This window comes from Streptomyces sp. NPDC033845 (assembly GCF_055576225.1).
Window position 1 is genome coordinate 404208 of the sequence record NZ_JBVIRI010000002.1, and the last position, 25757, is coordinate 429964.

The window sequence follows — 25757 nt, forward strand, 5'->3', positions numbered from 1 at the left end:
GGCCCGTCCGCACCGCTCGGCAGCTCAGCCGAGCCGCTCCACGGACGCGGCGATGTCCGCCAGGTCCCGGGCGATGGCCTTGGCCACCGCCCGGGCCCCCACCCCGCCCAGCAGCCGGGCCAGCAGGGGCAGCTTCCGGCCGGCCGCCGGGTGGGCGGAGAAGGTCATCCGGACCGTGGTGCGGGCCGGCGCCCGCTCGGTGAGCAGGAACTCGGACACGTAGTGCATCCCGGAGCTCTCCGCCTCGACCACATAGCGGGCCGGTGCCTCGCAGGCGGTCACCCACATCTCCTCGGTCGCCGACTTCCCCAGCATCCGCCGGGTCTCCCGCCAGCGGGTGCCCACCCGGAACGGCCCCGGGGTGAGGAGTTCCACCGCATCCACCCCGCTGAGCACCAGCGGCATAGACTCCAGGTCCGTCAGCGCCTGCCACACCGTCTCCGCGGGGGCGGCGATCTCCCGCTCGACCGAAACCTCAGTGTTTGCCATGGCCGGATTGTCACCCCGGCCCGGCCCCCGCGCGCGGCGCCACCCGGGGCCGCCCCGCCAGCCCATTCCTCGCCGACCCCTCCGCCCACGCCCCGCCCGCAGGCCGCCGTCCGCCGATCGGTGAGACAGTTGCTCCATGGCCGACGAGGTGGACTGGCCCGCCCGCCCGGACCTGAGCCTGGCGCTCAACCGGATGGGCACCTTCGACTGGGACCTCGACAGCGGGCAGATGCATCTGGACGCCACCGCCTGCGAGGTGGTCGACCTGCGCCCGGAGGAGTTCGACGGGACCCTCGAAGGGCTGCGGACGCGGATCCCGCCCGGTGAGGAGGCCCGGCTGGACGGCCGGGTCGCCCAGGCCCTCAAGGAGGGCCGGGACCACTACGGCGCCTACGTCCGGATCCGCCGCCGCGACGGCTCCTCCCGCTGGACGCACATCCAGGGCCATATCGTGCGGGCCCCGCGCGGCCGCCCCTACCGGGTCATCGGCATCATCCGGGACGCCACCCTGGACCCCCGGGAACCGGGCATCACCGGCGCCCAGGACGAGGGCCGCCGCCGGATGACCGGGGTGGTGGAACGGACCACAGCGATCCTGGCGCACGCCCGCACCGTCCACGACGTCACCGACGTCCTCAAGGACCCGGCGGCCCTCAGCCACCTCGGGGCCGTCAGCGTGATGCTGGGCGTGGTGGACGGAGGCCGGATCCACCTGGTCGCGGAGGGCCAGCTCGGCTCGTACGTCCCCGAGATCGAGTACACCCGGATCGACGCCCGGTTCCCGATGAGCGAGGCCGTGCGGACCATGCGGCCGGTGTTCCTCCGCTCCCGGGAGGAGTTCCAGGACCGGTTCCCGAAGCTGTGGCCGTACATCGAACCGCTGGACGTGCGCAGCGGGGTCTACCTCCCGCTGATCGCCCAGGGCCGCCCGATCGGCGCCCTCGGGCTGCTCTACGCCCGGGAGGGGGAGTTCACCGACGAGGAGCGCAACGTCCTGGTCGCGCTGGGCAGCGGCATCGCGCAGAGCCTCCAGCGGGCCATCCTGTTCGAGCAGGAGCACGATCTGGCGGAGGGGCTCCAGCGGGCGATGCTGCCCCGCCGCATCCCGGTGGTGCCGGGCGCCCGGATCGCCGTACGCTACCGGGCCGCCGGGCTGGGCCGGGACATCGGCGGGGACTGGTACGACGTGATCCCGCTCGGTGACGGCCGGGTCGGGGTGATGGTCGGCGACGTGGAGGGCCACGACACCGACGCGGCGGCCGTGATGGGCCAGCTGCGGATCGTGCTCCGGGCCTACATCGGGGAGGGCCACACCCCCGGCACCGCCATGGCCCGGGCCTCCGACTTCCTCCGCGAACTGGCCACCGAACGCCTGGCGACCTGCACCTACGCGGAGGCCGACCTCAACACCGGCCTGCTGCAACTGGTCCGCGCCGGGCACCTCGACCCGGTGGTGCGGCGCGGCGACGGCAGCTGCCACCGGGTGGCGGTGGCCGCCGGTCTGCCGCTCGGGATGCCCCCGCGCCACCAGCCGGGCACCGGCTCCGGATATCCGGTCACCAGCCTGGAACTGCACCCCGGCGACACCCTGCTGCTGTGCACCGACGGGCTGACCGAACGGCCCGGTGCCGAACCGGGCGCCGGCATGCGGGCCTATCTGGACGCGGTCCGGGACGGTCCGGCGGACGTGGAGGAGCTCGCCGACCGGCTCTGCGAACTGGTCGGGGACACCGGCGCCGACGACATGGCCCTGCTCCTGCTGCGCCGCCGGGGCAGCCCCGCCCCCCGCGGCTCCGGCCCGCTGCGCCAGCACCTCGCCCCCGGCGACCCGGAGGGCCCGGCGATGGCCCGGCACCTGATCCGCGCGGCGGCCGCCGCCTGGGGCGCCGGGGAGCGGGCCGACGAGATCGAACTCGCGGCGGACGAGCTGATGACCAACGCGCTCGTGCACACCGAGGGCGGCGGCACCCTCAGCCTCCGCCTCACCGTGGACGGCCGGATCCGGGTCGAGGTGGAGGACTCCTCCAGCGCCCTGCCGCGCCGCCGGGAGGCCACCGACTGGGCGGTCTCCGGCCGCGGCCTCCTGCTGGTCGACCGCCTCGCCGACGCCTGGGGCGTGGAGGCCCGCGGCGGCGGCAAACGCGTCTGGTGCGAATTCACCGTCCCCACCACCCCGTGACGCCCGGTCCGCCGGGCGCGGTCCACCGGACGGCGTAGGCGGTGGCGGCCATCCGGTATATCCGATAGGCATTCTTCGTGTCTTCGTCGGTGCTATGAGCTGATTCGCCGATGCTTCCTGCGTGCTGACACTCCGTCCTCTGCTCGGCGCAGCGCTGCCGCTGGCGCTTCTGGCGCTGCCGGGCGGCGGCCCGGCCGCTCCCGCCGACGGCATCGAGACCGCCCGCGTCACCCGGCAGATCGCCCCCGGGGTCCGTCTGGAGTCCTACGACCGGCTGCTGGCCGACCGCCGGCTGCGGATCGACGAACTCCGGGTGGACCTGGCCACCCCCGGGCTGCGGGCCGAGTACCTGGGCGGGCCGGGTACGGTCGCCGAGGCGGCGGCCCGGCATCCCGCCGGGCCGGGCCGGCGGGTGGTCGCCGCCGTCAACGGGGACTTCTTCGACATCCGCCGGACCGGCGCCCCGCTCGGGCCGGGCATCGCCGCGGGCCGGCTGCTGCACTCCCCGGCCCGGGGCGCGGGGGCCGCTGTCGGTTTCGGTCCCGGCCCGAGGGGGCGGGTGCTGCGGGTGGACCTCGACGGCAGCGTCACCCTGCCCGGGGGTGCCGTCCGGCGGCTGCTGGGGTTCAACTCCGCCCGGCCCCCCGCCGAGGGGCTCACCGCCTACACCGCCGACTGGGCGGGCAGCCGGTCCGTCCTGCCGGGGGGCGCCGACGCCGAGGCCGAGGTGCGGGCCGGCCGGGTGGTCGCGGTGCGCGGGTACGGGCGCGGTGCCGCACCGGCGCCGGGGGTCACCCTGCTGGCGGCCCGGGGTGCCGCCGCCGCGGAGGCCCTGACCGGGCTGAGCCCCGGCGACCCGGTGCGGGTCAGCGTCGCCCCCAGGGCGGCTTCCGGTCCGGTCCCGCTGACCGCGATCGGCGGCCGGGAGCCGCTGGTGGTCGGCGGGGTCCCGCAGAACCACGACGGGAAGCGCAACAACGTTTCCGCGCCGCGTACGGCCGTCGGCTTCTCCCGGGACGGCCGCCAGTTGCGGATCCTGACCGTGGACGGCCGGCAGGGCGACAGCGGCGGCCTCACCCTGACCGCCCTGGGCCGGCTGCTGCACGCGCTGGGCGTGTACGAGGCCCTGAACCTGGACGGCGGCGGCTCGACCACCCTGTTGGCCGGGCGGGCGGGGGAGGGGGAGACCCTGTTGCTGGAGAACTCGCCGTCCGACGGGAGTGCCCGCACCGTTCCCAACGGTCTGGTGCTCACGGTTCCGACCGCGCCGGCGGTGCCCCGGGTTCCGGCCGCTCCGGCCGTCCCCGTCCCCGTCGGTGGCGGTGGCGGTGGCGGTGCCCGGTCGTCGGCTCCGGGGGTCGGAACCTCCTGGTGGAGCGCCCCGCCCGGCGGTCGGCCGGGGCGGCCGCTGCCGGTGTTCGACCGGGCCGGCGGCTTCGGCCTGTGGGCGCGGGGCGGGCTTCCCGGGGTACGGCCGGTGCTGCGGCTGACCGAAGCGGACGGTTCCGAACTGGTGCTGCGCGGAACGGCGGTGAAGCGGCGGGAGCCGCGGCCGGCCCCGGCCGCCCCGCCGGTCGCCCGGCCCTGGCGGTTCGGGGTCCTCCCGGCCGGGCTCCCGGAGCCCGAACGCGACCAGGCCCTGGCAGAACTCCGTTCCGCCGAGCCCGAGTTCGTACTGACCCCGGAGGCCGTCGGGGCCGGGTCCTTCCTCCGGCACGGGATCCGCTTCCTGCCGTTGGACACCACCCGGGCGACCCTGGACGGCGGTGGGCTGGCCCGGCTCCGCGCGCTCCGCACGGCACTGGACCAGGCCGTCGGCGATCCGGGGACCGCCGGGCTGGTCCTCGTACAGGAGGAGGACGGCCCGGACCGTCCGGACCTGCGGGAGGCGCGGACCCGGGACCGCTGGCTGGCCGAGTTCCACCGGACCACCGGGAAGGGGGCGGCCGTCCTCACCCTGGGGGGCGAGGGCCCGGAGCTGACCCGCTCCGAAGGGGTGGTCTCCTATGCGACCGGCCGGACCGGCGGGGCGCTGATCGGTGCGAACACCGGACTCCGGAGCCCGGCGCCCGGCGACTGGCTGGACTTCCCGCCGGGGTCCTGAACGGCCGGGTGCGCGTCGGGTCTCAGAGTTCGACGAGGTTGACCTCGGTGGCCTTCACCGAGGTCCAGACGGACTCGCCGTCGGCCAGGCCGAGTTCGGCCGCCGCCGACGGGGTGATCTCCGCGACCAGGTCGGGGGCCTCGGTGGAGCCGACCAGGACCCGGAGGCGGCTGCCGACCGCCGTGATCTCGCGGACCGTGCCCGGCCAGGTGTTGCGGGGGCTGCCGGCGGGGCGTTCGCGATGCACCGAGACCGCCTCCGGGGCGATGATCGCCAGGGTCCGGGATCCTTCCGGGAGCCCTTCGGCGACCACCAGCCGGCCGCCGCCGTCCAGTTCCACCCCTTCCGGACCGGCCGTGCCCGGCCAGGCATTCCGGCCGAGCATCCGGGCCACCCAGGGGGAGCGGGGGTGGCGGGTGACCTCGGCGGGGACGGCGTCCTGGAGGGTGCGGCCGTCGGCGAGCACCAGCACCCGGTCGGCCAGCGAGACCGCTTCCACGGGGTCGTGGGTGACGATGAGGCAGACCCCGCCGAAGCCGGAGAGATGGCGGCGCAGGGTGTGCCGGACATGGGCCCGGGTGGTCTGGTCGAGGGCGGCCAGGGGCTCGTCGAGGAGCAGCAGCCGGGGGCGGGCGGCGAGGGCGCGGGCCAGCGCGACCCGTTGGGCCTGGCCGCCGGAGAGCTGGGCGGGCTTGCGGTGGGCGAGGTGGCCGACACCGAGCCGGTCCAGCCACCCCTGTGCCTCCTGACGGGCCCGGGCGCGCGGGGTGCCGTGGGCGCGGAGGCCGTAGGCGGTGTTCGCGAGGGCGGTCAGGTGCGGGAAGAGGGCGCCGTCCTGGGGGACCCAGGCGACGTGCCTTTTGTGCGGGGGGAGGGCGGTGGCGTCGAGGTCGCCGAGGGTGAGTTCGGCGTGGGCGCGGGGGGTGAGGCCGAGCAGGGCACGCAGCAGGGTGGTCTTGCCGGCGCCGTTCTCGCCGACCACGGCGATGGTGGTGCCGGGTTCGGCGTCCAGGGACAGCTGGTTGAACCCGGTGACGGTGGCGTGCAGCGGCCACCGTCCGGCGGGTGCGGACTGCTTCCCGTCCGCCGCCCGCTTTCCGTCCGCCGCTGACTTCCCGTCGGCCGCCGGGGTGCCGTCCGGCGCCGCCTTCCCGTCCGTCGCCGGTGCCGGCACGGGTGCGGACGCGGGGGCCGGGACGGGTTCGGTGCCGGGGGCCGGTTCCGGGGCGGGCTCCCGGTCCCGGCGGGCCGCCGGGGCGCCCGTCCAACGGCCGCGCAGGGCGACCAGGACCGCCATCGCGATCGCCAGCAGCAGCAGGGACAGCGAGGTCGCCGCCTCCGGCTCGTCCTGGAGCAGCAGGTAGACCTGGAGCGGCAGGGTCTGGGTGGTGCCCGGCAGATTGCCGGCGAAGGTGATGGTGGCCCCGAACTCGCCCAGGGCCCGCGCCCAGGTGAGGGCCGCCCCGGCGACCAGGCCGGGCGCCACCATGGGCAGGGTGACGGTGAAGAACACCCTTACCGGGGAGGCCCCCAGGGAGGCGGCGGTCTCCTCGTAGCTCTGCTTGAGGCCGCCCAGTGCCCCCTCCAGGCTGATCACCAGGAACGGCATCGCGACGAAGGTGGCGGCCACCACGGCACCGGAGGTGTGGAACGGCAGGGTGATGCCGAAGTTCTCCTCCAGGAACGGTCCGAGCAGACCGCGCCGGCCGAAGCCCAGCAGCAGGGCCACACCGCCGACCGTCGGCGGCAGCACCATCGGCAGCATCACCAGGGAGCGGACGATCGCCTTCCCGCGGAACTCGACCCGGGCCAGCAGCCAGGCCAGCGGCACGCCGAGCAGCAGGGCCAGCCCCAGCGCCCAGAACGACACCAGCAGCGACAGCTTGAGCGCCTCCGTGACCCCGGGGGTGGTCAGATGGGTGCCGAGCTCCCCCCACTGCGTACGCACCAGGATGCCGACCAGGGGGAGCAGCAGGAAGCCGACGGCCAGCAGCGCGGGCAGCGCGAGCGCGAACGGGGCGCGGGTGCCGGTGCGGGCCGCCTTGCGCGGGCGGGTGCGGGGTGTGCTCATGAGGGCGGCGTTCCTGACGGGACGGAGACGGGGGGACCGGGGCAACGGGCGGCGGGCAACGGGTGGCGGGCGATGGGGAGCGGGCGGCGGGCGGTGGAGGGACGGCGACACGGGCGAGGGGACCGCCTGTCCCCCCGGACCAGGCAGTCCCCTCACCCGTATCATGCGCGGCCGGTTACGGCTGCTGGAACCCCGCGTCCTGGAGGATCTTCTGCGCCTCGGGGGTGTTCAGCCAGGCGACGAAGGCCGCGGCGGCCTCGGCGTTCTTGGAGGCCTTCAGCGAGGCGGCCGGGTAGGAGGCCACGGCGTTCTGCTCGTCGGGGATCTCGACGGCGACGACCTTGTCCTCGGCCTTGGAGGCGTCCGTCTTGTAGACGAGGCCGGCGTCGGCCTCGCCCAGCTCGACCTTGGACAGCACGGCGCGGACGTTGGGCTCCTGGGAGACCGGCTTCACCGCGACGCCCTGCTTGTCCAGGATCTGCTTGCTGTAGCGGCCGACCGGGACCTCGGGCGCGGCCAGCACGACCTTGATCTTGGTGTCGGCGAGGTCCTTCAGGTCGTCGATCTTGAAGGGGTTGGTCTTGCCGGCCGCGATCACCAGACGGTTCTTCGCGATGATCGCCGGGGTGCCGGTCTCGGCCTTCAGCCCGTCCATGGTCTTGGTGTCGGCGGTGACCAGGACATCGGCCGGGGCGCCCTGCTTGACCTGCGCGGCGAGTTCCTGGGAACCGGCGAAGGAGAAGGTGACCCTGGTGCCCGGGTTCGCCTTCTGGTAGGCCTCGCCGGCCGTCTTGAAGACGTCCGTCAGCGAAGAGGCCGCCAGCACGGTCAGGTTGACGTCCTTCGGGGCCGAGGAGGACGGGGCGGACGCGGACGGGGAGTTCGCGCCCTCGTCCTTCTTGTCCTTGTCGCCGCCGCAGGCGGCGAGCGGCATCAGCAGGGCTGCGGACAGCACCGCGACGGCGGCGCGACGGCGGTTGGGGAAGCGGTAAGAGGACATGGGCGTGACACTCCGATGGTGAAGCGGGCGGCGGGGAAGGTCAGGTGCGGTCGATGTGGACGCTGGTGGACTTCACGCGGGCGGTGGCCCGCATTCCGACCTCCAGGCCGAGCTCGTCGACGGCTTCGCGGGTCAGCAGGGAAACCAGCCGGTGCGGTCCGGCCTGGATCTCGACTTGAGCGGCCACGTCGCCGAGCCTGACGGCGGTGACGATCCCGGGGAAGGCGTTGCGGGCGGAGGTGTACGGCTCCTCGTCCTCGATGTGGGCCCCCTGGCCGACCTCGACGGAGAAGGCGGCCAGATCACGGCCGTTGATGAGCCGCCGGCCGCTGTCGTCGCGATGGGTCGCGACCCGGCCTGCGTCGGCCCAGCGGCGGGCCGTGTCCGGGCTGACGCCCAGCAGACGCGCCGCCTGACCGATGGTGTAGGACTGCATGTGCGACAAGGTAGGGGTACACATGACGCATTTGCAATTCTCTTGGGATGATCTACATGGCAGGTGCGCGGCCCTTGTCGTATCCGCCAAAATCCGCTCCGCTCCGCCGGTCGCGGCTCGATAGGCTCGGGGCATGGCAGCCACGGGAAGCGAAGAATCATCGGCACGTGTCGACGCCTGGATCTGGGCGGTCCGCCTGACCAAGACCCGGTCCATCGCGGCGGCGGCCTGCCGGGCCGGGCACGTACGGGTCAACGGGGACCGGGCCAAGCCCGCCCAGTCGGTGAAGCCCGGTGACGAGGTCCGGCTCTACCACGACGGGCGCGAGCGGATCGTGGTGGTCCGCCAGGCCTTCACCAAACGGGTCGGCGCCCCGGTCGCGGCCGAGGCCTACGTGGACAACAGCCCGCCGCCGCCCTCCCGGGTGGAGGCGGCCGCCACCGGGCTCCGCGACCGCGGGACCGGCCGGCCCACCAAGCGGGACCGGCGCGAACTCGACGGCCTCCGCGGCCGCTGACCCGGTCCGCCGCCGGGCCGACCGGTGCTCCGGCCCGGCCCGGTGCTCAGGCCTTACGGTAGCCGTACGCCTCGGCCGCCGAGGCGGCCACCGCGTCCAGCGGGGCGCCGGCCGAGGCGGTCAGCACCGCGGAGACCGCCCCCTCCACGAACGGGGCGTCCACCAGCCGGGACCCGGCGGGGAGTTCGTCCCCGTCGAGCAGGGTCTTCACGGTGAGCACCGAGCTCCCCAGGTCGGCCAGCAGGGCCACGCCCGCGCCCCGGTCCACCGCAAGGGCGGCGGCCACGATCAGATCGGCGCTGGTCCCCAGACCGCCCTCGGCGGTGCCGCCGGCCGCCGCCAGCGGGGCCAGCGGGCCGCCGTCGGCCAGCCCGCGGGCCAGCGCGGCCACCGAAGCCGCGACCTCGGCACTGTGCGACACCAGCACGATCCCCACCAGCGCGGTCATCCCGCCACCTCCGCCCGGGCGGGCCGGTCCGCCCCGGCAGGCACCGGCCCGGTCCGGCGGATCTTCGCGTCACGCACAGCAACTCCTCGCCCCCGGCCGTGCGGCCGGGTCGGTCCCGGACCCACCGGCCGGCATCCAGGCCCTGCGGCCGTCACCGCGCCCAGTATTCCCGGCCGGGCCGCGTCCGGGCCGCCGCCCACGGCGAACCCGCCGCGGATTCCGGCCATCCGGGCGGCGGGGCCCGCCACCGCACCGGCCGCCGCCCGCCCGGCCCGGCTGCTCGCCCGTCCGCCCGTCCGCCCGGCACGAGGGTGCCCGGACCGTCCGGCGGACCTGCCCGGCGGCTGCCGGGATCTCGTCACGACCCCGCGACCGGCCCGGCGCCCGTCCCGCCGGACGGTTCCCGCTCCACCGCCCGGGCGGCCCCGAACGGGCGGAGCTCGGCGGCGGAGAGCGGCGGTTCCGTCAGGGCGGGTGCGGAGGGGCCCGCGAGGACCGAGCGGACGGTCCGGGGGCGGAACAGCCGGGTCGGCGCGGAGTCCATCGACATCACGTCGAACAGCGCCCCCAGCGCCTCCCCGTCGGACATCGCGGTCCGGGCCAGCCGGTCCACATAGCCGTGCGTCAGCCGGGCCGCGGCCGGGGCCGGCCGGCCGGTGGCCCCGGGGAAGCGGATGTCCTGCCCGGTGGTGATCGCCCACGGCGCCTCCACCACCCGCCCGACCCCCCGCCGGACGGCCCGCCCCAGCCGCGCCCCGGCCGGGCCGTGCGCCTCCAGCGCGGCCCGCAGCACGGCCGCGCTCTGCGCCGCCACCGTCATCCCCTGCCCGTACACCGGATTGAACGCGGCCACCGCGTCCCCCAGCACCACGAAACCCTCCGGCCAGTCCCGCAGCCGCTCGAAGTACCGGCGGCGGTTGCTGCAGCTCCGGCTCACCGACACCTCCGACAGCGGCTCGGCGTCGGCGATCAGGTCGGCGACCAGCGGATGCCGGGCGGTCCGGGCGAACGCCTCGAACCCCTCGGCCGCCCGGCCCGGTTCGGCCCCCCGCGTCCCGGCCAGGGTCACCAGCCAGCGCCCGCCCTCCACCGGCAGCAGGGTCGCCATCCGGCCCGGCTCCGGCCGCCCCGGATCCGCCTGCAAGGACACCGCGGGGAACCCCTCGGCGCCGGCCGGCGCCCGGTACAGCCGGCTGGCGTAGACCAGCCCCGGATCGACGGACTCCTCGGCGACCGCGGGCAGCCCCAGCGCGGTCAGCCAGCCCGGGGCCCGCGAACCGCGCCCGGTGGCGTCCACCACCAGATCGGCCGCCACGTCCTCCACCGGCCCGCCCGCCGTCCCGCGCAACCGCACCCCGCGGACCCGGGCCGCCGTCCCGCACAGCCCCTCCGCGCGCACCCCGGTACGGACCCGGATCCGCGGCCCGCCCAGCAGCACCGGCCGGGCCGTCGCGTCCAGCAGGTCCCGGGTGCAGGCCAGCTGGTACTGGCGGCCCGGCCCGCGCCGCACCCAGCCGTGCGGGGTCAGCAGCACCAGATCGGCCGGCATGTCCAGCCGCCGGGCACCGGCCGCCACCCACCGGCCGGCCAGCCCGGGGGCGATCCGCTCGATCACCCGGACGCCCCCGGACCACATCAGGTGCACGTGCCGGGCCTGCGGCAGCCCGGGCCGCGGTTGCGGCCCGGCGGGCAGCTCGTCCGGGTCCACGACCAGGACCTCCTCGGCGTGGTCCGCCAGCACGGCGGCGGCCAGCATCCCCGCCATGCTCGCGCCGAGCACCACGGCCCGCCGCACCCGGCGGCGCCCGCGGTCAGCCGAGACGTCCATCGGCAGGCCTCTCCCCTCGGATCGGGCGGGATCTGGTGAAGCGGGCCCGGCCGACCGGGCACCGGAACCGGAGCGAGACCAGCACCAGCGCCTCCCGGTCCAGCCGGGGCAGCACCGCGGTGTCCTCGCCGATCTCCGGGGGTTCCGGCAGGTCCGCGCGCCCCGGCGGCGTCCCGCCGGCCGCCGCGCCCCCATCGTCGCAGGCCGCCCCCGCCGCCCGTGCGGCGGCCAGCGCGTCGGCCAGCACCACCGCCTCGACCGCCGCGGCGGCCGCGTCCCCGTCCAGCCCGGCGGCCCGGGCCCGGGAGCGTGCCTCCTCGGCGACCTCCGGGTCCCGGTAGGGGCGCAGCGACAGCCGGCCGTCCTGCACCTGGGCCACCCGCCGGGTCAGCCGCAGCTCCACCTCCCACCAGGGAACGGGCAGCGAGGGCGCGACCGCCGGGGCGGTGGTCCGCAGGGCCCGCCAGAGCGGCCCCAGCCGGAGGTAGGTACGGACCGCCGCCAGGGTGCCCGCCGCCCGGCCGCCGACCACCGGCAGGACGAACCCCAGACAGGTGCACAGGGTGGAGGCGAACGCGAACTGCGGGGCCACCAGGGTGTTCAGCCGGTCCCAGTCCCGGCCGGCCCAGCGGGCGCCGATGGCCGCGAACTTGGCGAAGTCGAGTCCGAAGTTGAGGACGAAGCCGCAGATCAGCACCCGCAGTCCGCGGCGCAGCCAGGGCGGTCCGGTGACCCCGGCGAACCAGCGGACGCAGGTGACGGTCGCGGCGACCGCCGCCCCGGTGTGCGCGGTCAGGTAGAGCAGGATCATCTCGCGGACGTACGGGGTCCGCGCGTAGTAGGTGTCGAAGTCGGTGCGCTGCTCCACGGGCGCCTCGCCGATCCGGAACAGCACCACCAGCGCCACGACGACCAGCCCGTACACGCACTGCCAGATCCGGGCCGACCGGCGGGCCCGGGCCTCGGTGCCCTCCCGCCAGTACACCAGCAGGGTCAGGATCATGGCGCTCTCGGCCGTCAGCAGGGAGTAGACCAGCGGGGCGGAGAAGTTGGGGACGCCGGTCAGGTCGTTGACGAATCCGATCACGTCCGGGTTGGCGCAGCAGTACGCGATGCCGCCGATCAGGAGGACGGCGCAGACCGTCACGGAGAGCGGGCCCCTGCGGTGCCGGAGTCCGGGGGCCTTGATCAGGGCGGCGACCCACATCGCGGTGGCGAGCACCCAGTACCCGGCGTGGTCGTTCACCAGCTGGTGCGGCCGATGGAGGTGTGCAGTCGGTGGCCGAACCCGCTGGCCGATTCGGGGACGGCCTCGGTGTCGGTCCGCAGCCAGTGCAGACAGCGGCTGGCCATCAGCGAGCCGAAGACCTCGCAGTCCGCCTCCACCGCCCGCGAGCACGCGGTGCCGGTGTCCGTTCCGGAATCCAGCTCCATGTGCCAGAACTCGTGGCCGAGGATGCCGAGCTGGTGCTCGGCGCAGGTGTTCTCCTCGATCAGGATCAGGGTGCGGCTGTCGGTGCGCAGCAGCATCCCGCTGACGGTGCTGACCGGGAAGCGGACCAGCCGGTAGTCCACGGGCTGGTGGTGCCGTCGGGACATCGAGGCGCAGAGGGCGGCGAACACGGTCGGGGGGTCCACGGGCGGGGGCAGGTCGAGTCCGGTCAGCAGGGCGTCCCGGGTGCGGCGCATGGACTTCATGCCGGCGCCGCGCCGGCCCCCGGTCAGCCGTGGAGGGAAGTTCACCGACTGATCGTAAAGTCCGGCTCGGTGCCGCCGGAAGGCGCATCCACGACCGATCTCCGGACGATCCGGCGCTGTCCGGTGTCCGGTTTACGACGGTCGGGCGCGAGGCCGGCGGGACCAAAGCTACCGGCCGGAGGGTACTTTTCCGGTGTTTTCGGGCGCCTTCCGCTGCTTAGGGTTACCTCAGTCGGGTCGTGGTCGCGATCCCGTCCTCCGTGCGCAGGGAAGGGTGGAGCGGTGCCGTCACTCAACGAGACCCGCCCCGGGGCGACCGTACGCCTCACCGGTATCGGCGCGGGGCGGGGGGACGGCGGACGCCGGCGGCTCCTGGAGTTCGGGTTCGTGCCGGGTGCCGAGATCGAGGTCATCGCCCGCGGGGCCACCGGGGGACTGCTGGTCGGCCTCGGCGCCACCCGGGTCGCCCTCGACCGGGCCACCGCGGACCGGCTGCGCTGGGGGGACCGATGAGCTGCCACACCGGAGCCACCGGAACGGCCGGTACCGACGTGGCGCCCGCCGGGAACCGCGCGGACGCGCCCCTGGTGGCCCTGACCGGCAACCCGAACGTCGGCAAGTCCACCCTGTTCAACGCCCTCACCGGAGCGCACCAGCGGGTCGGCAACTGGCCGGGCAAGACGGTCTCGGTCGCCCGCGGCGACTGGCGGACCCCCGACGGCCGACTGCTGCTGCTGGCCGACCTCCCGGGCAGTTACAGCCTGCTGCCGGACTCCCCGGACGAGGAACTGGTCCACGAGCTGCTGACCGGCCCGCCCGAGCTGCGGCCGGACCTGGTCGTCTTCGCCCTGGACGCGGCCAACCCGGCCCGCAACCTCTACTTCCTCTCCCAACTCCTCGACACCGGGATCCCGTTGGTGGTCGCGCTGACCATGACGGATGTCGCCGCCCGGCGCGGCGCCCCGCTCGATCCGGCGGCCCTGGAACGCGAACTCGGCCTGCCCGTACGGGCGGTGGCCGGCCGTACCGGATCCGGTCTGGACGCCCTCGCGGCGGCGGTGACCGCGGCCCTGCACGACCGGCGGTCCGGCCCGGGCGGCGGCACACCCCCGGACGGGCCATCCGACGGGCCCGCGGCCGCCGGGCCGCCCGCCGACTGGGCTGCCGGTACGGCCGTCGGAGCCGAACTGGGCCCGCTGGAGCGGGCCGCCACCGAGGCCCTGCCGGACCGGCCGGGCCGCTGGGCGGCCGTCGGGCTGCTCTGCGGCGAGCCCCTCCCGCAGGCCCCGGCGGCGCTCGCCGCCCGGGCCCGGGAGGCCGCCGGACGCCTGGCCGAACAGGACGCGGACGACCCCTGGTCCGCGGACCCCGAGACCCTGGTCGCCGAGGCCCGCTACGCCTGGGCGCACCAGGTGATCGAGCGGGCCACCCGACCCACCCGACCCACGCGATCCGCCGGGACCACCGGGACCGCGGGCCCCGCCCGGCGGTCCCGGACCCTGAGCGACCGCGCGGACCGGCTGCTGCTCAGTCGGACCTTCGGGATCCCCTTCTTCCTCGCCGTGATGTGGGGTGTGTTCCAAGCCACCACCACACTGGCGAAACCCCTCCAGGACGCCCTGGGCGCCTTCGTCTCCGGACCGGTCGGCGGCGGCGCGGAACGTCTCCTCGACGCGCTGTCGGCCCCCGGCTGGCTCACCGGCCTGGTGGTCCACGGCCTGATCGACGGGGTGGGCCAGCTGCTCACCTTCATCCCGCTGATGGTCATCATGTTCGCGCTGCTGGCCCTGCTGGAGGACTCCGGCTACTTCGCCCGGGCCGCGTTCGTCGCCGACCGGCTGATGCGGACGCTGAGGCTGCCCGGCCGCGCCTTCCTGCCGCTGGTCGTCGGCTTCGGCTGCAACGTCCCCGCCCTCGCCGCCACCCGGATCCTCGGCCGCCGCTCGCACCGGCTGCTGGTCGGCATGCTCATCCCGTACATGAGCTGCACCGCGCGCCTCGCCGTCTACGTGATGATCGCCGACGTGTTCTTCGGCTCCCGCTCGGGCACCGTGGTCTTCGGCCTCTACCTGCTGTCGGTGCTGCTGGTCCTCGTGATGGGCCTGCTGCTGCGGCCGCTGTTCTTCCGCGACATGCGGGAGGAGCCGCTGGTGCTGGAGCTCCCGCCGTACCGGCTGCCCACCCTGCGGGTCACCGGGGCCCAGGTGCGGCTGCGGCTCGGGGCCTTCCTGCGGACCGCCGGCGGGATCATCGTGGCCACCGCGGCCGCCGTCTGGCTGCTGATGGCCGTCCCCGCGTCCGCCGGGGCGGGCGGCTTCGGCGACGTCCCGGTCGAGCACAGCGTCTTCGGGGCGGTCACCCGGGCCGCCGAACCGCTGGTCGCACCGGCCGGGTTCGGCGACTGGCACGCCACGGCGGCGCTGGCCACCGGACTGGTCGCCAAGGAGGGCGTGATCTCCACCCTCGCCCAGACCTACGCCGCCTCGGACGACGGGGAGCGCACCGGGCCGGAACTGTCCGCCCGGCTGCGCGCCACCTTCGAGGAGTCCTTCGGAGGACATCCCGGGGCCGCCGCCCTCGCCTTCCTGGTCTTCGTCCTCGCCTACACCCCGTGCATGGCCACCGTGGCCGCCCAGCGGGCGGAGATCGGCACCCGGCTCACCCTGATCGGGCTGGGACTGCAACTGGCGGTGGCCTGGCTGCTGGCCACCGGGGTCTTCCAACTCGTCAGGCTGTTCCGGTGAGCGGGGGACCGGCGCCCCGGCCGGAGTCCGGGCCGGGGCTGCTGCGGCGGCTGCTCCGGGAGTGCGAGAACGCCGCTCCCGGCGAGGGGCTCGACGCCGTCGCCGGCCGGCTCGGCATCAGCCGGGCCGAGGCCGCGGACCTGGCCGCCTACTGGGTCCGCAGGGGCCGGCTGCGGCGGACCGGGATCGGCGCCCCGGACTGCTCCGGCTGCTTCTTCGCCACCCGCTCCTGCGCCGGCCCCGGCACCGCCGGGGCCGCCGACGCCGGCTGCGGCGCCACCCCGGCCGGCCCGGCCCTGGTCGCGCTGAGCCCCGTACGCCGTACCCACTGAGCCGACTGCCTCCCCCGTCCGGGGGACCGGCCGGAAGCCGGAACGCCGCCGGGCGGTCGGGCGCGGCAGCATACGGGCATGCGGCACAACGACTCCGGCAGCCTCCAGTACGACGTGCTCGGCGCACGCTTCGAAGAGGCGAAGGGCACCGCGGCGTTCTCCGCCGCCGACACCTTCACCCTGCTCACCGCCCTCGACCTGCTCGGCGGGGTGAAGGGCCTGGACGTCCTCGACCTCGGCTGCGGATACGGCTCCCTCACCCGGCTGCTGGCCCGCGCCGGCGCCCGGCGCAGCCTCGGCGTGGACAGCTCCGCGGAGATGGTCCGGCTGGCCGGCTCCCGCGCCCCGGAGGCCGCCGACGGACCCGTCGGGGAGGCGGCCGGGGAGGCCGCCGCAACCGAGTACCTGGTGGCCGACGCGGCCGACCTGCCGCCCGTCGGCCCCTTCGACCTGGCCACCGCCGTCTACCTGTTCGACTACGCCGACGACCGGCCCGCCCTGCACGCCATGTTCCGCTCCGTCCGCGCCGCACTGCGGCCCGGCGGCCGGCTGCTGGCGACCGTGCCCAACCCGGGCGCCTTCCCGCAGGCCGACTGGACCCCGTACGGGATCCGGCTGGACGAGCGGATCCCGGAAGGCGACGCCCCGGTGCTGCGGGCCGCCTTCCTCACCGATCCGCCGGTGCCCTTCCGGTTCCGGGAGTGGCCGCACGCCGAGTACGCGGAGGCCGCCGTCCAGGCCGGGTTCGCCTCCGTCAGCTGGCAGCCCAGCCGGACCCCGCCGCCGACCGCGGACCGGGACGAGGCCTTCTGGGCGGCCTACCGGAACGCCCCGGTCAGTTCCCTGATGGTCTGCACGGCCTGAGGCTCATCCGTCGGCGGCGGCCCGCACCAGCCGCACCAGCCGCTCCCGGGCCGCCCGGCCCTCCGGCACCGGCATCAGCGGGTACTCGTGCGGCATCCCCGCCGCCTCGTGGAGCTCCACCCGCACCCCCTCCGCCGCCGCCCGCCGGACCAGCTCCCGGCTGTCGGTGGTCAGCAGGTCCCGGGTGCCGGTGAACACGGTCAGCGGCGCCAGTCCGGCGAAGGACCCGTACAGCGGACTGACCCGGGGGTCGTCCGCGGCCAGGGTGCCCGCGTACAGCCGGCCCGCCTCGGCCAGGCCCGGCCGGGCCAGTATCGGATCGACCGGTTCGATCGCGGCCTGGTCGGGATGGGACATCGTCACGTCCAGCCACGGGGACACCAGCACGATCCGGGAGGGCTGCACCCGGCTGCGGTCCCGCAGCCGCTGCGCGGCGGCCAGCGCCAGCCCCGCCCCCGCCGAGTCCCCGAGGAGCACGGTGCCGCCCTCGCCGCCGGCCGCGATCAGCCCGCTCAGCAGGTCCGCCGCGACCGGGACCGTCCGGTCGGCGGTGCCGCGCGGCGCCAGGATGTACGCCGGCACCACACAGCGGGCCCGGGCCCGGGTCACCAGGGTCCGCACCAGCGACCAGTGCGGCCGCACCAGTTCGTTGATGTACCCGCCGCCGTGGAAGTACAGCACCCGGGCCGCCGGTTCGGCCCCGCGCGGGGAGACCTCGTACACCGGCCACGCGCCGACGAAGGTCCGGGACACCTCCGCGACCTTCCCCAGCGAGCGCGGCGGCAGATGCGAGGCGGGCCGCCGGGCCGAGCGGGCCACCTGCTCGCGGACCGCCTCGGCGGACGCCAACCTTCCGCGCCGCCCTGAGGCGATCAGCGCGGCCGACAGCGTCCTGCCTCTGAGACTCGGCAAGCCCGCCACCTCCCCGTTCCCTGTTCTTGCTCCATACCCGGCCCCGGTCACGGGAGGAGCATAGGCGTGAAGCTGGGCTGTCGACCCGCTTAAGAAATCCTCGATGGACTGATCACCTCCGGGATCGGCAGATTGGTGTCCGTCCCACCCGTCACACGGCCCCCCGCGGTCGCGGCGGTCCCTTCCCATGCCTGGAGCCACCCGATGAAGGCACTCGTCAAGCACAAGGCCGAGCCCGGACTGTGGCTCATGGACGTGCCCGAGCCGGAATACGGCCCCGGAGACGTGCTGATCAAGGTGCTCCGCACCGGGATCTGCGGCACCGACCTGCACATCCGGTCCTGGGACGGCTGGGCCCAGGGAGCCGTCCGCACCCCGCTGGTCCTCGGGCACGAGTTCGTCGGCGAGGTCGCCGCCGTCGGCGCCGACGTCCCGGACGAGATCGAGCCCGGCGCGCTGGTCAGCGGCGAGGGGCACCTGGTCTGCGGCAAGTGCCGCAACTGCCTGGCCGGCCGCCGCCACCTGTGCCGGTCCACCATCGGCCTCGGGGTGGGCCGGGACGGCGCGTTCGCCGAGTACGTGGTGCTGCCCGCGCAGAACGTCTGGGTGCACCGGACCGCCGTCGACCTGGACGTGGCCGCGATCTTCGACCCGTTCGGCAACGCCGTGCACACCGCCCTGTCCTTCCCGCTGGTCGGCGAGGACGTGCTGATCACCGGCGCCGGCCCGATCGGCATCATGGCGGCCGCGGTGGCCCGGCACGCCGGCGCCCGCAACGTGGTGATCACCGACGTCAGCCCGGAACGCCTGGAGATCGCCCGCAAGGCGGGCGCCACCCTCGCGGTGAACGTGGCCGAGTCCTCCATCGCCGAGGCGCAGCGGCAGCTGGGGCTGCGCGAGGGCTTCGACATCGGTCTGGAGATGTCCGGCCGCGGCGAGGCCATGCGCGACATGATCGACAACATGACGCACGGCGGCCGGATCGCCATGCTGGGCCTGCCGGCCCAGGAGTTCCCGGTGGACTGGGCGAAGGTCGTCACCTCGATGATCACCATCAAGGGGATCTACGGGCGCGAGATGTTCGAGACCTGGTACGCGATGACGGTGCTCCTGGAGGGCGGTCTGGACCTCAGCCCGGTGATCACCGGCCGGTACGCCTACACGGACTTCCAGGCGGCCTTCGACGAGGCGGCCACCGCCCGCAGCGGCAAGATCATTCTGGACTGGACGGCCTGACCCCCCGGCCCCGGTCCGGGCCCCTGGACCATCTCCCTCCGGCCGGACCCCGCACACCCCCCTCCGCGGGGTCCGGCCCCCCTCCCGTCGCCCGCCCGCCCCGCCCCGCCTCCGCCGCACAAGGAGTACGCCCGCATGTTCGAGTCCGTACGCGAAGACCTCCGGACCACCCTCGACGAGATCCGCTCCGCCGGGCTGCACAAGCCGGAGCGCGTCATCGGGACCCCGCAGAGCGCGGCCGTCTCGGTCACCGCCGGCGGCACTCCCGGCGAGGTGCTCAACTTCTGCGCCAACAACTACCTGGGGCTGGCCGACCACCCCGAGGTGATCGCCGCCGCCAAGGAGGCCCTGGACCGCTGGGGCTACGGCATGGCCTCGGTCCGCTTCATCTGCGGCACCCAGGAGGTCCACAAGGAGCTGGAGGCGCGGCTGTCGGCGTTTCTCGGCCAGGAGGACACGATCCTCTATTCCTCCTGCTTCGACGCCAACGGCGGGGTCTTCGAGACCCTCCTCGGCCCCGAGGACGCCGTCATCTCCGACGCCCTCAACCACGCCTCGATCATCGACGGCATCCGGCTCTCCAAGGCCCGCCGCTACCGCTACGCCAACCGCGACCTGGCCGAGCTGGAGACCCGCCTCAAGGAGGCCTCGGACGCCCGCCGCCGCCTGATCGTCACGGACGGCGTGTTCTCCATGGACGGCTACGTCGCCCCGCTCGCCGAGATCTGCGACCTCGCCGACCGCTACGACGCCATGGTGATGGTCGACGACTCGCACGCCGTCGGCTTCGTCGGCCCCGGCGGCCGCGGCACCCCCGAGCTGCACGGGGTCATGGACCGGGTGGACATCATCACCGGCACCCTGGGCAAGGCCCTCGGCGGCGCCTCCGGCGGCTATGTGGCCGCCCGCGCCGAGATCGTCGCCCTGCTGCGCCAGCGCTCGCGCCCGTACCTGTTCTCCAACTCCCTCGCCCCGGTCATCGCCGCCGCCTCCCTCAAGGTCCTCGACCTGCTGGAATCCGCCGGTGACCTGCGCGAACACCTGGCCGCCAACACCGCCCTGTTCCGCACCCGGATGACCGAGGCCGGCTTCGAGATCCTCCCCGGGGACCACGCCATCGCCCCCGTGATGATCGGCGACGCCGCCGAGGCCGCCCGGATGGCCGAGCTGCTGCTGGAGCGCGGGGTGTACGTGATCGGCTTCTCCTACCCGGTGGTCCCGATGGGCGCGGCCCGGATCCGGGTCCAGCTGTCCGCGGCCCACTCCACCGCCGACGTGGAGCGCGCCGTCGCCGCCTTCGTCGACGCCCGCGCGGCGCTCGGTGCCGCCCGGGGCTGACGGGCTGACATCATGGAGGGGTGATCGACCCCCGCCGGCTGCGCATCCTGCGGGCCGTGGCGGACCACCGTACGGTGACCGCCGCGGCCGCAGCCCTGTACCTCACCCCCTCCGCGGTCTCCCAGCAGCTCGCCGCGCTGGAGCAGGAGACCGGGCACGCGCTGCTGACCAGGAGCGGGCGGGGGGTCCGGCTCACCGCCGCCGGGGAGATCCTGCTGGCCCACACCCACGAGGTGCTCGCCCAGCTGGAGCGGGCCGAGGCCGAACTCGCCGCGTACGCGGGCGGCTCGGCCGGCGAGGTCACGGTCGCGGCCTTCGCCACCGGGATCGCCGAGGTGCTGGCCCCGGCGATCGGCCGGCTGGCCCTGGACCACCCCGGCATCCGGCTCCGGGTCCGCGACGCGGAGGGCGACCAGAGCCTGCCGATGCTGCTGGACGGCGAGGCCGACGTGGCCCTGGCCGTGGAGTACCGGGGCTGGCCGGGCGCGGAGGACGTCCGGCTGTCCGTGCTCCCGCTGTACGCCGAACCCTTCGACGCGGTGCTGCCCCCGGCGCATCCGCTGGCCGCCCACCCGGCGGTGGAGCTGGCGGAGCTGGCCGGTTCCGACTGGGTGGGCCAGTACCCGGCCAACCCCTGCCACGACGTGACCCTGCTGGCCTGCGAATCGGCCGGTTTCCAGCCGCGGTTCGTGCACTCCTCGGACGACTTCCGGGCGGTGGTCGCCCTGGTGGGCGCCGGTGCCGGAGTGGCCCTGGTGCCGAGGTCGGCCCTGCGCGGGATGGACCTCAAGGAGGTCCAGGTGCGTCCGGTGGCCGGTCCCTCAGCCACCCGGCGGGTGTTCGCCGCCACCCGCCGGGGCGCGGAGGCGCACCCGCTGATCGCCCCGGTGCTGGCGGCCCTGGCCCGGGAGGCGGGCCGGCTCCCCACGCACTGAGCGGTCCCGTTCCCGGGGCTCCGGGGGCGGGGCACAGGCGGCAGGGCTCAGGCGGCAGGGCTCAGGGGGCGGGGTTCAGGGGGCGGGGCGGTCCACCCGGTAGACGTAGTGGGCGCGGTCGTCGACCGGGTTGTCGGGTTCCAGGGAGGCCTCGGCGTAGCGGTGCAGGCCCGCCTTCTCCAGCATCCGCCAGGACGCCCGGTTGCCGGAGTGCACCGGCACGATGATGCTCCGGGCGTCCGGGTGGTCGGCCCAGGTGGCCGCGACGACCGCCCGGATGACGCGGGTGCCCAGCCCCCGGCCGGTCAGTTCGGGCTCGCCGATCAGGTAGTCGAGGCTCATCGCCCGCTCCGGCACCTCGGCCTGGGACTCCAGCTCGCCGATGTACTCCGGGTAGTCGGCCAGCCGGCAGCGCTGGACCAGCCCGACCGGCTCACCGTCGAGGAGGACCAGGAGGTCCTCGGAGGGCTCCTCGCCCCGGGCCGCCGGCCCGAAGTCCCGGGCCACCGCCTCGGGGGAGGTCTCGTGGTTCCACCAGCGGGCCACGTGCGGCCGGGCCAGCCACTCCCGCAGCAGCGGGAAGTCGGGTTCGCCGAGCCGGCGCCAGGTGATGACCGGGAGGGTCGCGTCGTCGTCCGTGTGCACGGTCCAGTTGTCGCAGACCGCGGGCCGTCGTGTCACGGCGATTTCCTCCGGGGCCGTTCCTCCGGGGCCGTTCCTCCGGGTCCGTTCCTCCGCGGCCGTTCAGACGCGCCGCACCTCGACTCCCGCCTCCTCGAACACCGCCGTGGCGGAGTCCGGCAGGCCCGCGTCGGTCACCAGCACGTCCACCGCCGCCGTCGCACGGATCCGGGCGAAGGCGCGGACGCCCAGCTTGCTGGAGTCCATGGCGACCACCACCCGGCGGGCCCGGTCGCACAGCAGCCGGTTGACCGAGGCCTCCTCCTCGTGGCGGGTGGAGATGCCGTCGGCCGGGTCGAAGCCGTCCACGCCCAGCACCGCGGTGTCCAGGGAGATCTGGCCGAGGACGGCGTCCGCGAGCGGGCCGGTCAGCTCGTAGGACTGCGGGCGGGCCACCCCGCCGGTCACCACGATCTTGAACTGGGGGCGGATCGCCAGCTCGGCAGCGATGTTCAGGGCGTTCGTCACCACGGTCAGGGCGGGGGATCCGGCGCCCCCCGAGGACAGGTCCGGCCGGGAGGCCAGGGCGCGGGCCACCTCGGTGGTCGTGGTGCCCCCGGTCAGTCCGACCACCTCGCCCGGGGCGATCAGCTCCGCCACCGCCTCGCTGATCCGGCGCTTCTCGGCCGCCCGCCGCGAGCTGCGGTAGCGCAGCGGGAGTTCGTACGAGACCCCGTGCTGCACCGCGCCGCCGCGGGTGCGGACCAGGAGCTGCTGGTCCGCCAGCTGGTCGAAGTCGCGCCGGATCGTCGCCGCCGACACCCCGAGGGCCTCGGCGGCCGCCTCGACCTCCAGTCGGCCCCGCTTCACCAGCAACTCCAGCAGCGCCTGCCAGCGCGTTTCCCGGGACATGAACGAGTACCCCTCCTCAGATGCTTGAAGTTGATTGAAACAGACGGATATCTTGCAGGAAAATGCATCGCAGGAAAATGCGGCGCACGTCATGCGGACCGCGTCCGACGCGACCTAGGGAGCCGACAGTGAGCCATGTCGCACACGAGCTGAACACGCAACCGGACTGCTGGGAAAGGGCCGCGGAACTCGCGCCCGCCCACCGGTCCGTGCTCCCGCAGCCCGGGGAGCGGGTGGCGATCGTCGGATGCGGGACCTCCTACTACATGGCCCAGGCCGCCGCCGCCCTCCGCGAGGAGGCCGGACAGGGCGAGACAGACGCCTTCCCCGCCTCCGAGTACCCCCGCCACCGCCGCTACGACCGGGTGGTCGCGCTCACCCGCTCCGGCACCACCACCGAGGTCCTCGACCTGCTGGCCGGACTCCGGGAATCGGGAACCCCCAGCACCGCCGTGATCGGGGACCCGGCCACCCCGGTGATGACCCTGGCCGGGGAACTGGTGGTCCTCGACTTCGCCGACGAGCAGTCCGTGGTGCAGACCCGCTTCGCCACCACCGCGCTCACCCTGCTGCGCGCCCACTTCGGGCTGCACACCCCCGGCGTGGTCGCCGACGGGCGCACCGCGCTCGCCGAGCCGCTGCCCGAACCGCTCGCCGAATGCGGCCAGTTCACCTTCCTCGGACGGGGCTGGAGCGTGGGCCTGGCCCACGAGGCGGCCCTCAAGATGCGCGAGGCCTCGCTGGCCTGGGCCGAGTCCTACCCGGCCATGGAGTACCGGCACGGGCCGATCAGTGTCAGCGCGCCCGGCACCCTCACCTGGTCGCTGGGGGAGGCCCCCGAGGGCCTCGCCGACCAGGTGGCGGCCACCGGCGCCCGGTGGGTGGCCGGTCGGCTCGACCCGCTCGCCGAACTGGTGCGGGTCCACCGGCTGGCGCTGGCCGTGGCCGCCCGCCAGGGGCTGGACCCGGACCGGCCCAGGAACCTCACCCGGTCGGTGATCCTCGACGCGGGCGAGGAGGCCGTCCGATGAGCCTGGTGCCCGCGGGCGAGCTCGTCCGGGACGCCGCGTCGGCCGGCCGGGCCGTCGCCGCGTTCAACATCATCACGCTGGAGCACGCCGAGGCGGTCGTCGCCGGGGCCGAACGGGCCGGCCGGCCGGTGATCCTCCAACTCAGCGAGAACGCCGTCGCGTTCCGCGGCGGCCGACTGCTGCCCATCGCCCGGGCCGCCCTGACCTGCGCCGAGGAGGCGGAGGTGCCGGTCGGCCTGCACCTGGACCACGTCAAGAGCGCCGACCTGCTCCGGCAGGCCGCCGACGCGGGCTTCGGCTCGGTGATGTACGACGCCGCCCACCTGTCGTACGCGGAGAACCTGGAGAGCACCCGCTCCGCGGCCGACTGGGCGCACGCCAACGGCCTCTGGATCGAGGCCGAGCTGGGCGAGGTGGGCGGCAAGAACGGGGCCGCGCCGCTGGACCCGCACGCGCCGGGCGCCCGTACCGACCCCGACGAGGCCCGCCGGTTCGTCGCCGACTCCGGGGTGGACGCGCTGGCCGTCGCCATCGGGAGCACCCACGCGATGACCCGGCGGACCGCGGCCCTGGACCACGCGCTGCTGGCCAGGCTGGCCAAGACGGTGGACGTGCCGCTGGTGCTGCACGGCTCCTCCGGGCTGCCGGACAGCGAGCTCGCGGCGGCCGTCGCCGGGGGGATCCGCAAGGTCAACATCGGCACCGCGCTGAACGTGGCCATGACCGGGGCGATCCGGGAGCACCTGACCGCCGCGGACCCCCGCCCCTATCTGACGGCGGCCCGTACGGCGATGACCTCCACCACCGTCGCCATGATCGCGGCCCTGGACTGAGGCCCCGGCCCCGTACGCCTCCCCTTGCCCGGTGGCCGGATCGCACCCCTGAATTGACCGGTCGTCAGGATGCGGTGGACGGTCGCCGGACGGACCCTGAACCCACGGAAGCGGGATCAGGTCCGACGGGGGGAGCAGGGGCATGGAAACGGATGCGGTCGCCCTGGCCGTACGGGTGGTGGCGGACCTCGCGAGCGGGGCCACCACGGCGGTGGGGGCGGAGGTCGGGCAGGCCGTCTCGGCCCTGGTGCGCGAACGGGTCGGGGCGAACCCGGCCGGCCGGGAGGCCCTCGACGGGGTGCGGGAGCGGCCCGGGGACCCGGAGGCCGTCGAGGCGCTGCGGGAGGCGGTGGCGGCCCGGGCCGCCGCGGAACCGGACTTCGAGGGCCTGCTGCTGCGGGCCCTGGCAGGCGCCCCGCCGGCCGAGCCGCCCCGCCAGATCCTGAACAGCGTGGTGATCGACGGCGGCGCCCGGGTGCGCGGCAGCACCATCTCGCTGGGGCCGGTGACCTTCAACAACAGCCCCGCCGGGCGGGCGGCCCTGGTGGCGGTGGTGGCCGCCGTCCTCGCCCTGGCCGTGGTGGCCGTCTACGGGGGCACCCGCCTCCTCGAAGGCTCCGACGAGGGGCCCCGGGCGCCGGGCTCGGGCAATGTGTTCGACCTCCCGGGCGGCGTGGACAGCGGAGCCGGCGGCGACGGAGGCGGCGACGGGGGCGGCGACGGCGGACCGGTCCGCCGCGCGGTCCCGCTCACGGACGCCGAGTCGGTCAAGGCGGTCCTGCCGGACGCGGCGAGCCTGCCGGCCGGCTGGACCGAGCAGGACCCCCCGTCCGTCCGGACCTCCGCCGAGGAGGACGGCTCCACCTTCGCGGCGGGCGTCGGCTACACGGGCCGCTACAGCATGGAGACCTCCTTCGGAGTGCTCTCCTACCCCGGCGAGGAGGCGGCGCGGACGGCCTTCGCGCAGCGGGTCGAGGACCTGCGGTCGGGCTCCTCGGCGCGGGTGCTGGCCATGCCGTCGTTCGGCGACGAGAGCTTCGCGGCCAGTCTGAGCGGCGGCTCCGGGCGCACCACCCTGCTGACCGTGGTCCGCACCGGAACCCTGGTCACCCTGGTGCGCGGCCGGGACAACGAGAGCCGCGGCTACAACGGCGAGGACCTGGAGACGGTGACCCGTCTGCTGTCGGAGCGGGCGGCCGCCGCGCAGGCCGGCTGACCGGCACGGTCAC

Annotated in this window: 24 protein-coding genes; 13 read left to right on the plus strand and 11 right to left on the minus strand. The window is 75.4% G+C overall.

What is annotated here, in order from left to right; translation table 11 throughout:
• Positions 1 to 24: 24 nt before the first annotated feature.
• The gene (locus tag ACZ50K_RS05895; RefSeq protein WP_468897942.1) at positions 25 to 489 is read right to left on the minus strand and encodes an SRPBCC family protein; all 465 of its coding nucleotides are present in this window, start codon (positions 487 to 489) and stop codon (positions 25 to 27) included.
• Between the two features lie 136 nt (positions 490 to 625).
• Between ACZ50K_RS05895 and ACZ50K_RS05900 the strand changes: the two genes are divergently transcribed.
• Together ACZ50K_RS05900 and ACZ50K_RS05905 are read left to right on the plus strand one after the other, a co-directional pair.
• The gene (locus ACZ50K_RS05900) at positions 626 to 2668 is read left to right on the plus strand and encodes a SpoIIE family protein phosphatase (RefSeq protein WP_468897944.1); all 2043 of its coding nucleotides are present in this window, start codon (positions 626 to 628) and stop codon (positions 2666 to 2668) included.
• A gap of 121 nt (positions 2669 to 2789) precedes the next feature.
• On the plus strand, positions 2790 to 4772 hold the full coding sequence (locus ACZ50K_RS05905) for a phosphodiester glycosidase family protein (protein ID WP_468897946.1): 1983 nt from the start codon (positions 2790 to 2792) through the stop codon (positions 4770 to 4772).
• A gap of 22 nt (positions 4773 to 4794) precedes the next feature.
• Here the strand turns inward: ACZ50K_RS05905 and ACZ50K_RS05910 are convergent, their stop codons facing one another.
• From ACZ50K_RS05910 to ACZ50K_RS05920, 3 genes are all read right to left on the minus strand, one after another.
• On the minus strand, positions 4795 to 6843 hold the full coding sequence (locus ACZ50K_RS05910) for an ABC transporter permease (RefSeq protein WP_468897948.1): 2049 nt from the start codon (positions 6841 to 6843) through the stop codon (positions 4795 to 4797).
• A gap of 175 nt (positions 6844 to 7018) precedes the next feature.
• The gene (gene modA / locus ACZ50K_RS05915; protein WP_468897950.1) at positions 7019 to 7843 is read right to left on the minus strand and encodes a molybdate ABC transporter substrate-binding protein; all 825 of its coding nucleotides are present in this window, start codon (positions 7841 to 7843) and stop codon (positions 7019 to 7021) included.
• A 40-nt stretch (positions 7844 to 7883) separates the two neighbouring features.
• Positions 7884 to 8279, minus strand: a complete 396-nt coding sequence (locus ACZ50K_RS05920; RefSeq protein WP_468897952.1) for a TOBE domain-containing protein — start codon at positions 8277 to 8279, stop codon at positions 7884 to 7886.
• Between the two features lie 133 nt (positions 8280 to 8412).
• Between ACZ50K_RS05920 and ACZ50K_RS05925 the strand changes: the two genes are divergently transcribed.
• On the plus strand, positions 8413 to 8796 hold the full coding sequence (locus tag ACZ50K_RS05925) for an RNA-binding S4 domain-containing protein (RefSeq protein ID WP_468897954.1): 384 nt from the start codon (positions 8413 to 8415) through the stop codon (positions 8794 to 8796).
• A gap of 46 nt (positions 8797 to 8842) precedes the next feature.
• Here the strand turns inward: ACZ50K_RS05925 and ACZ50K_RS05930 are convergent, their stop codons facing one another.
• The 4 genes from ACZ50K_RS05930 to ACZ50K_RS05945 form a co-directional block, all read right to left on the minus strand.
• Entirely contained in the window at positions 8843 to 9244 is a 402-nt protein-coding gene (locus ACZ50K_RS05930; protein ID WP_468897956.1) for a PTS-dependent dihydroxyacetone kinase phosphotransferase subunit DhaM, read from the minus strand.
• Between the two features lie 358 nt (positions 9245 to 9602).
• Positions 9603 to 11072 (minus strand): FAD-dependent monooxygenase, encoded by a 1470-nt coding sequence (locus ACZ50K_RS05935; protein WP_468897958.1) that lies wholly within the window; start codon positions 11070 to 11072, stop codon positions 9603 to 9605.
• Positions 11056 to 12318, minus strand: coding sequence for an MAB_1171c family putative transporter (locus tag ACZ50K_RS05940; RefSeq protein WP_468897960.1), 1263 nt, complete (start codon positions 12316 to 12318; stop codon positions 11056 to 11058). The genes ACZ50K_RS05935 and ACZ50K_RS05940 overlap by 17 nt, the downstream gene beginning before the upstream one ends.
• Positions 12315 to 12815: a hypothetical protein gene (locus ACZ50K_RS05945; RefSeq protein WP_468897961.1), complete on the minus strand. Its 501-nt coding sequence runs from the start codon at positions 12813 to 12815 to the stop codon at positions 12315 to 12317. Before ACZ50K_RS05945 ends, ACZ50K_RS05940 begins: the two co-directional genes overlap by 4 nt.
• Before the next feature lie 237 nt (positions 12816 to 13052).
• Here ACZ50K_RS05945 and ACZ50K_RS05950 point away from each other — a divergent pair, with 237 nt between their 5' ends.
• The 4 genes from ACZ50K_RS05950 to ACZ50K_RS05965 all read left to right on the plus strand — a co-directional run bounded on the left by ACZ50K_RS05950 (position 13053) and on the right by ACZ50K_RS05965 (position 16710).
• Positions 13053 to 13283 (plus strand): FeoA family protein, encoded by a 231-nt coding sequence (locus ACZ50K_RS05950; RefSeq protein ID WP_468897963.1) that lies wholly within the window; start codon positions 13053 to 13055, stop codon positions 13281 to 13283.
• Complete coding sequence (feoB, locus tag ACZ50K_RS05955; protein ID WP_468897965.1) at positions 13280 to 15514, plus strand: ferrous iron transport protein B; 2235 nt, start codon at positions 13280 to 13282, stop codon at positions 15512 to 15514. The genes ACZ50K_RS05950 and feoB overlap by 4 nt, the downstream gene beginning before the upstream one ends.
• On the plus strand, positions 15511 to 15846 hold the full coding sequence (locus ACZ50K_RS05960; RefSeq protein WP_468897967.1) for a hypothetical protein: 336 nt from the start codon (positions 15511 to 15513) through the stop codon (positions 15844 to 15846). The genes feoB and ACZ50K_RS05960 overlap by 4 nt, the downstream gene beginning before the upstream one ends.
• 78 nt (positions 15847 to 15924) lie before the next feature.
• Entirely contained in the window at positions 15925 to 16710 is a 786-nt protein-coding gene (locus tag ACZ50K_RS05965) for a class I SAM-dependent methyltransferase (protein ID WP_468897969.1), read from the plus strand.
• 3 nt (positions 16711 to 16713) lie between these two features.
• On the opposite strand, the gene ACZ50K_RS05970 is transcribed toward ACZ50K_RS05965, so the two are convergent.
• Positions 16714 to 17631: an alpha/beta hydrolase fold domain-containing protein gene (locus ACZ50K_RS05970; RefSeq protein ID WP_468897971.1), complete on the minus strand. Its 918-nt coding sequence runs from the start codon at positions 17629 to 17631 to the stop codon at positions 16714 to 16716.
• 195 nt (positions 17632 to 17826) lie between these two features.
• Here ACZ50K_RS05970 and tdh point away from each other — a divergent pair, with 195 nt between their 5' ends.
• The 3 genes from tdh (at position 17827) to ACZ50K_RS05985 (ending at position 21131) form a co-directional block, all read left to right on the plus strand.
• A complete protein-coding gene (gene tdh / locus ACZ50K_RS05975; protein WP_468897972.1) occupies positions 17827 to 18858 on the plus strand; it encodes an L-threonine 3-dehydrogenase in 1032 nt (343 codons plus the stop codon).
• 135 nt (positions 18859 to 18993) lie between these two features.
• Positions 18994 to 20196: a glycine C-acetyltransferase gene (locus ACZ50K_RS05980; RefSeq protein ID WP_468897974.1), complete on the plus strand. Its 1203-nt coding sequence runs from the start codon at positions 18994 to 18996 to the stop codon at positions 20194 to 20196.
• A 20-nt stretch (positions 20197 to 20216) separates the two neighbouring features.
• On the plus strand, positions 20217 to 21131 hold the full coding sequence (locus ACZ50K_RS05985; RefSeq protein WP_468897976.1) for a LysR family transcriptional regulator: 915 nt from the start codon (positions 20217 to 20219) through the stop codon (positions 21129 to 21131).
• Between the two features lie 75 nt (positions 21132 to 21206).
• Here the strand turns inward: ACZ50K_RS05985 and ACZ50K_RS05990 are convergent, their stop codons facing one another.
• Both ACZ50K_RS05990 and ACZ50K_RS05995 read right to left on the minus strand, forming a co-directional pair.
• A complete protein-coding gene (locus ACZ50K_RS05990) occupies positions 21207 to 21776 on the minus strand; it encodes a GNAT family N-acetyltransferase (RefSeq protein WP_468898488.1) in 570 nt (189 codons plus the stop codon).
• A gap of 99 nt (positions 21777 to 21875) precedes the next feature.
• Positions 21876 to 22664: a DeoR/GlpR family DNA-binding transcription regulator gene (locus ACZ50K_RS05995; protein WP_468897978.1), complete on the minus strand. Its 789-nt coding sequence runs from the start codon at positions 22662 to 22664 to the stop codon at positions 21876 to 21878.
• Between the two features lie 128 nt (positions 22665 to 22792).
• On the opposite strand from ACZ50K_RS05995, the gene ACZ50K_RS06000 reads away from it, so the two are divergent.
• The 3 genes from ACZ50K_RS06000 to ACZ50K_RS06010 all read left to right on the plus strand — a co-directional run bounded on the left by ACZ50K_RS06000 (position 22793) and on the right by ACZ50K_RS06010 (position 25744).
• A complete protein-coding gene (locus ACZ50K_RS06000; protein WP_468897980.1) occupies positions 22793 to 23695 on the plus strand; it encodes an SIS domain-containing protein in 903 nt (300 codons plus the stop codon).
• Positions 23692 to 24528, plus strand: a complete 837-nt coding sequence (locus ACZ50K_RS06005; RefSeq protein ID WP_468897982.1) for a class II fructose-bisphosphate aldolase — start codon at positions 23692 to 23694, stop codon at positions 24526 to 24528. The genes ACZ50K_RS06000 and ACZ50K_RS06005 overlap by 4 nt, the downstream gene beginning before the upstream one ends.
• 142 nt (positions 24529 to 24670) lie before the next feature.
• Positions 24671 to 25744 carry a hypothetical protein gene (locus ACZ50K_RS06010; RefSeq protein WP_468897984.1) on the plus strand — a complete coding sequence of 358 codons (1074 nt, stop codon included), beginning with the start codon at positions 24671 to 24673 and terminating at the stop codon, positions 25742 to 25744.
• Positions 25745 to 25757: the final 13 nt, after the last annotated feature.

Excerpts from the sequence above, each read along its gene's own strand:
- ACZ50K_RS05935 (WP_468897958.1), bottom strand. The coding sequence starts at position 11,072 with ATGGACGTCTCGGCTGACCGCGGGCGCCGCCGGGTGCGGCGGGCCGTG.
- ACZ50K_RS05925 (WP_468897954.1), top strand. The coding sequence starts at position 8,413 with ATGGCAGCCACGGGAAGCGAAGAATCATCGGCACGTGTCGACGCCTGG.
- modA (WP_468897950.1), bottom strand. The coding sequence starts at position 7,843 with ATGTCCTCTTACCGCTTCCCCAACCGCCGTCGCGCCGCCGTCGCGGTG.
- ACZ50K_RS06005 (WP_468897982.1), top strand. The coding sequence starts at position 23,692 with ATGAGCCTGGTGCCCGCGGGCGAGCTCGTCCGGGACGCCGCGTCGGCC.
- ACZ50K_RS05980 (WP_468897974.1), top strand. The coding sequence starts at position 18,994 with ATGTTCGAGTCCGTACGCGAAGACCTCCGGACCACCCTCGACGAGATC.
- ACZ50K_RS05895 (WP_468897942.1), bottom strand. The coding sequence starts at position 489 with ATGGCAAACACTGAGGTTTCGGTCGAGCGGGAGATCGCCGCCCCCGCG.
- feoB (WP_468897965.1), top strand. The coding sequence starts at position 13,280 with ATGAGCTGCCACACCGGAGCCACCGGAACGGCCGGTACCGACGTGGCG.
- ACZ50K_RS05965 (WP_468897969.1), top strand. The coding sequence starts at position 15,925 with ATGCGGCACAACGACTCCGGCAGCCTCCAGTACGACGTGCTCGGCGCA.
- ACZ50K_RS05910 (WP_468897948.1), bottom strand. The coding sequence starts at position 6,843 with ATGAGCACACCCCGCACCCGCCCGCGCAAGGCGGCCCGCACCGGCACC.
- ACZ50K_RS05920 (WP_468897952.1), bottom strand. The coding sequence starts at position 8,279 with ATGCAGTCCTACACCATCGGTCAGGCGGCGCGTCTGCTGGGCGTCAGC.
- tdh (WP_468897972.1), top strand. The coding sequence starts at position 17,827 with ATGAAGGCACTCGTCAAGCACAAGGCCGAGCCCGGACTGTGGCTCATG.
- ACZ50K_RS05995 (WP_468897978.1), bottom strand. The coding sequence starts at position 22,664 with ATGTCCCGGGAAACGCGCTGGCAGGCGCTGCTGGAGTTGCTGGTGAAG.
- ACZ50K_RS06010 (WP_468897984.1), top strand. The coding sequence starts at position 24,671 with ATGGAAACGGATGCGGTCGCCCTGGCCGTACGGGTGGTGGCGGACCTC.
- ACZ50K_RS05900 (WP_468897944.1), top strand. The coding sequence starts at position 626 with ATGGCCGACGAGGTGGACTGGCCCGCCCGCCCGGACCTGAGCCTGGCG.
- ACZ50K_RS05930 (WP_468897956.1), bottom strand. The coding sequence starts at position 9,244 with ATGACCGCGCTGGTGGGGATCGTGCTGGTGTCGCACAGTGCCGAGGTC.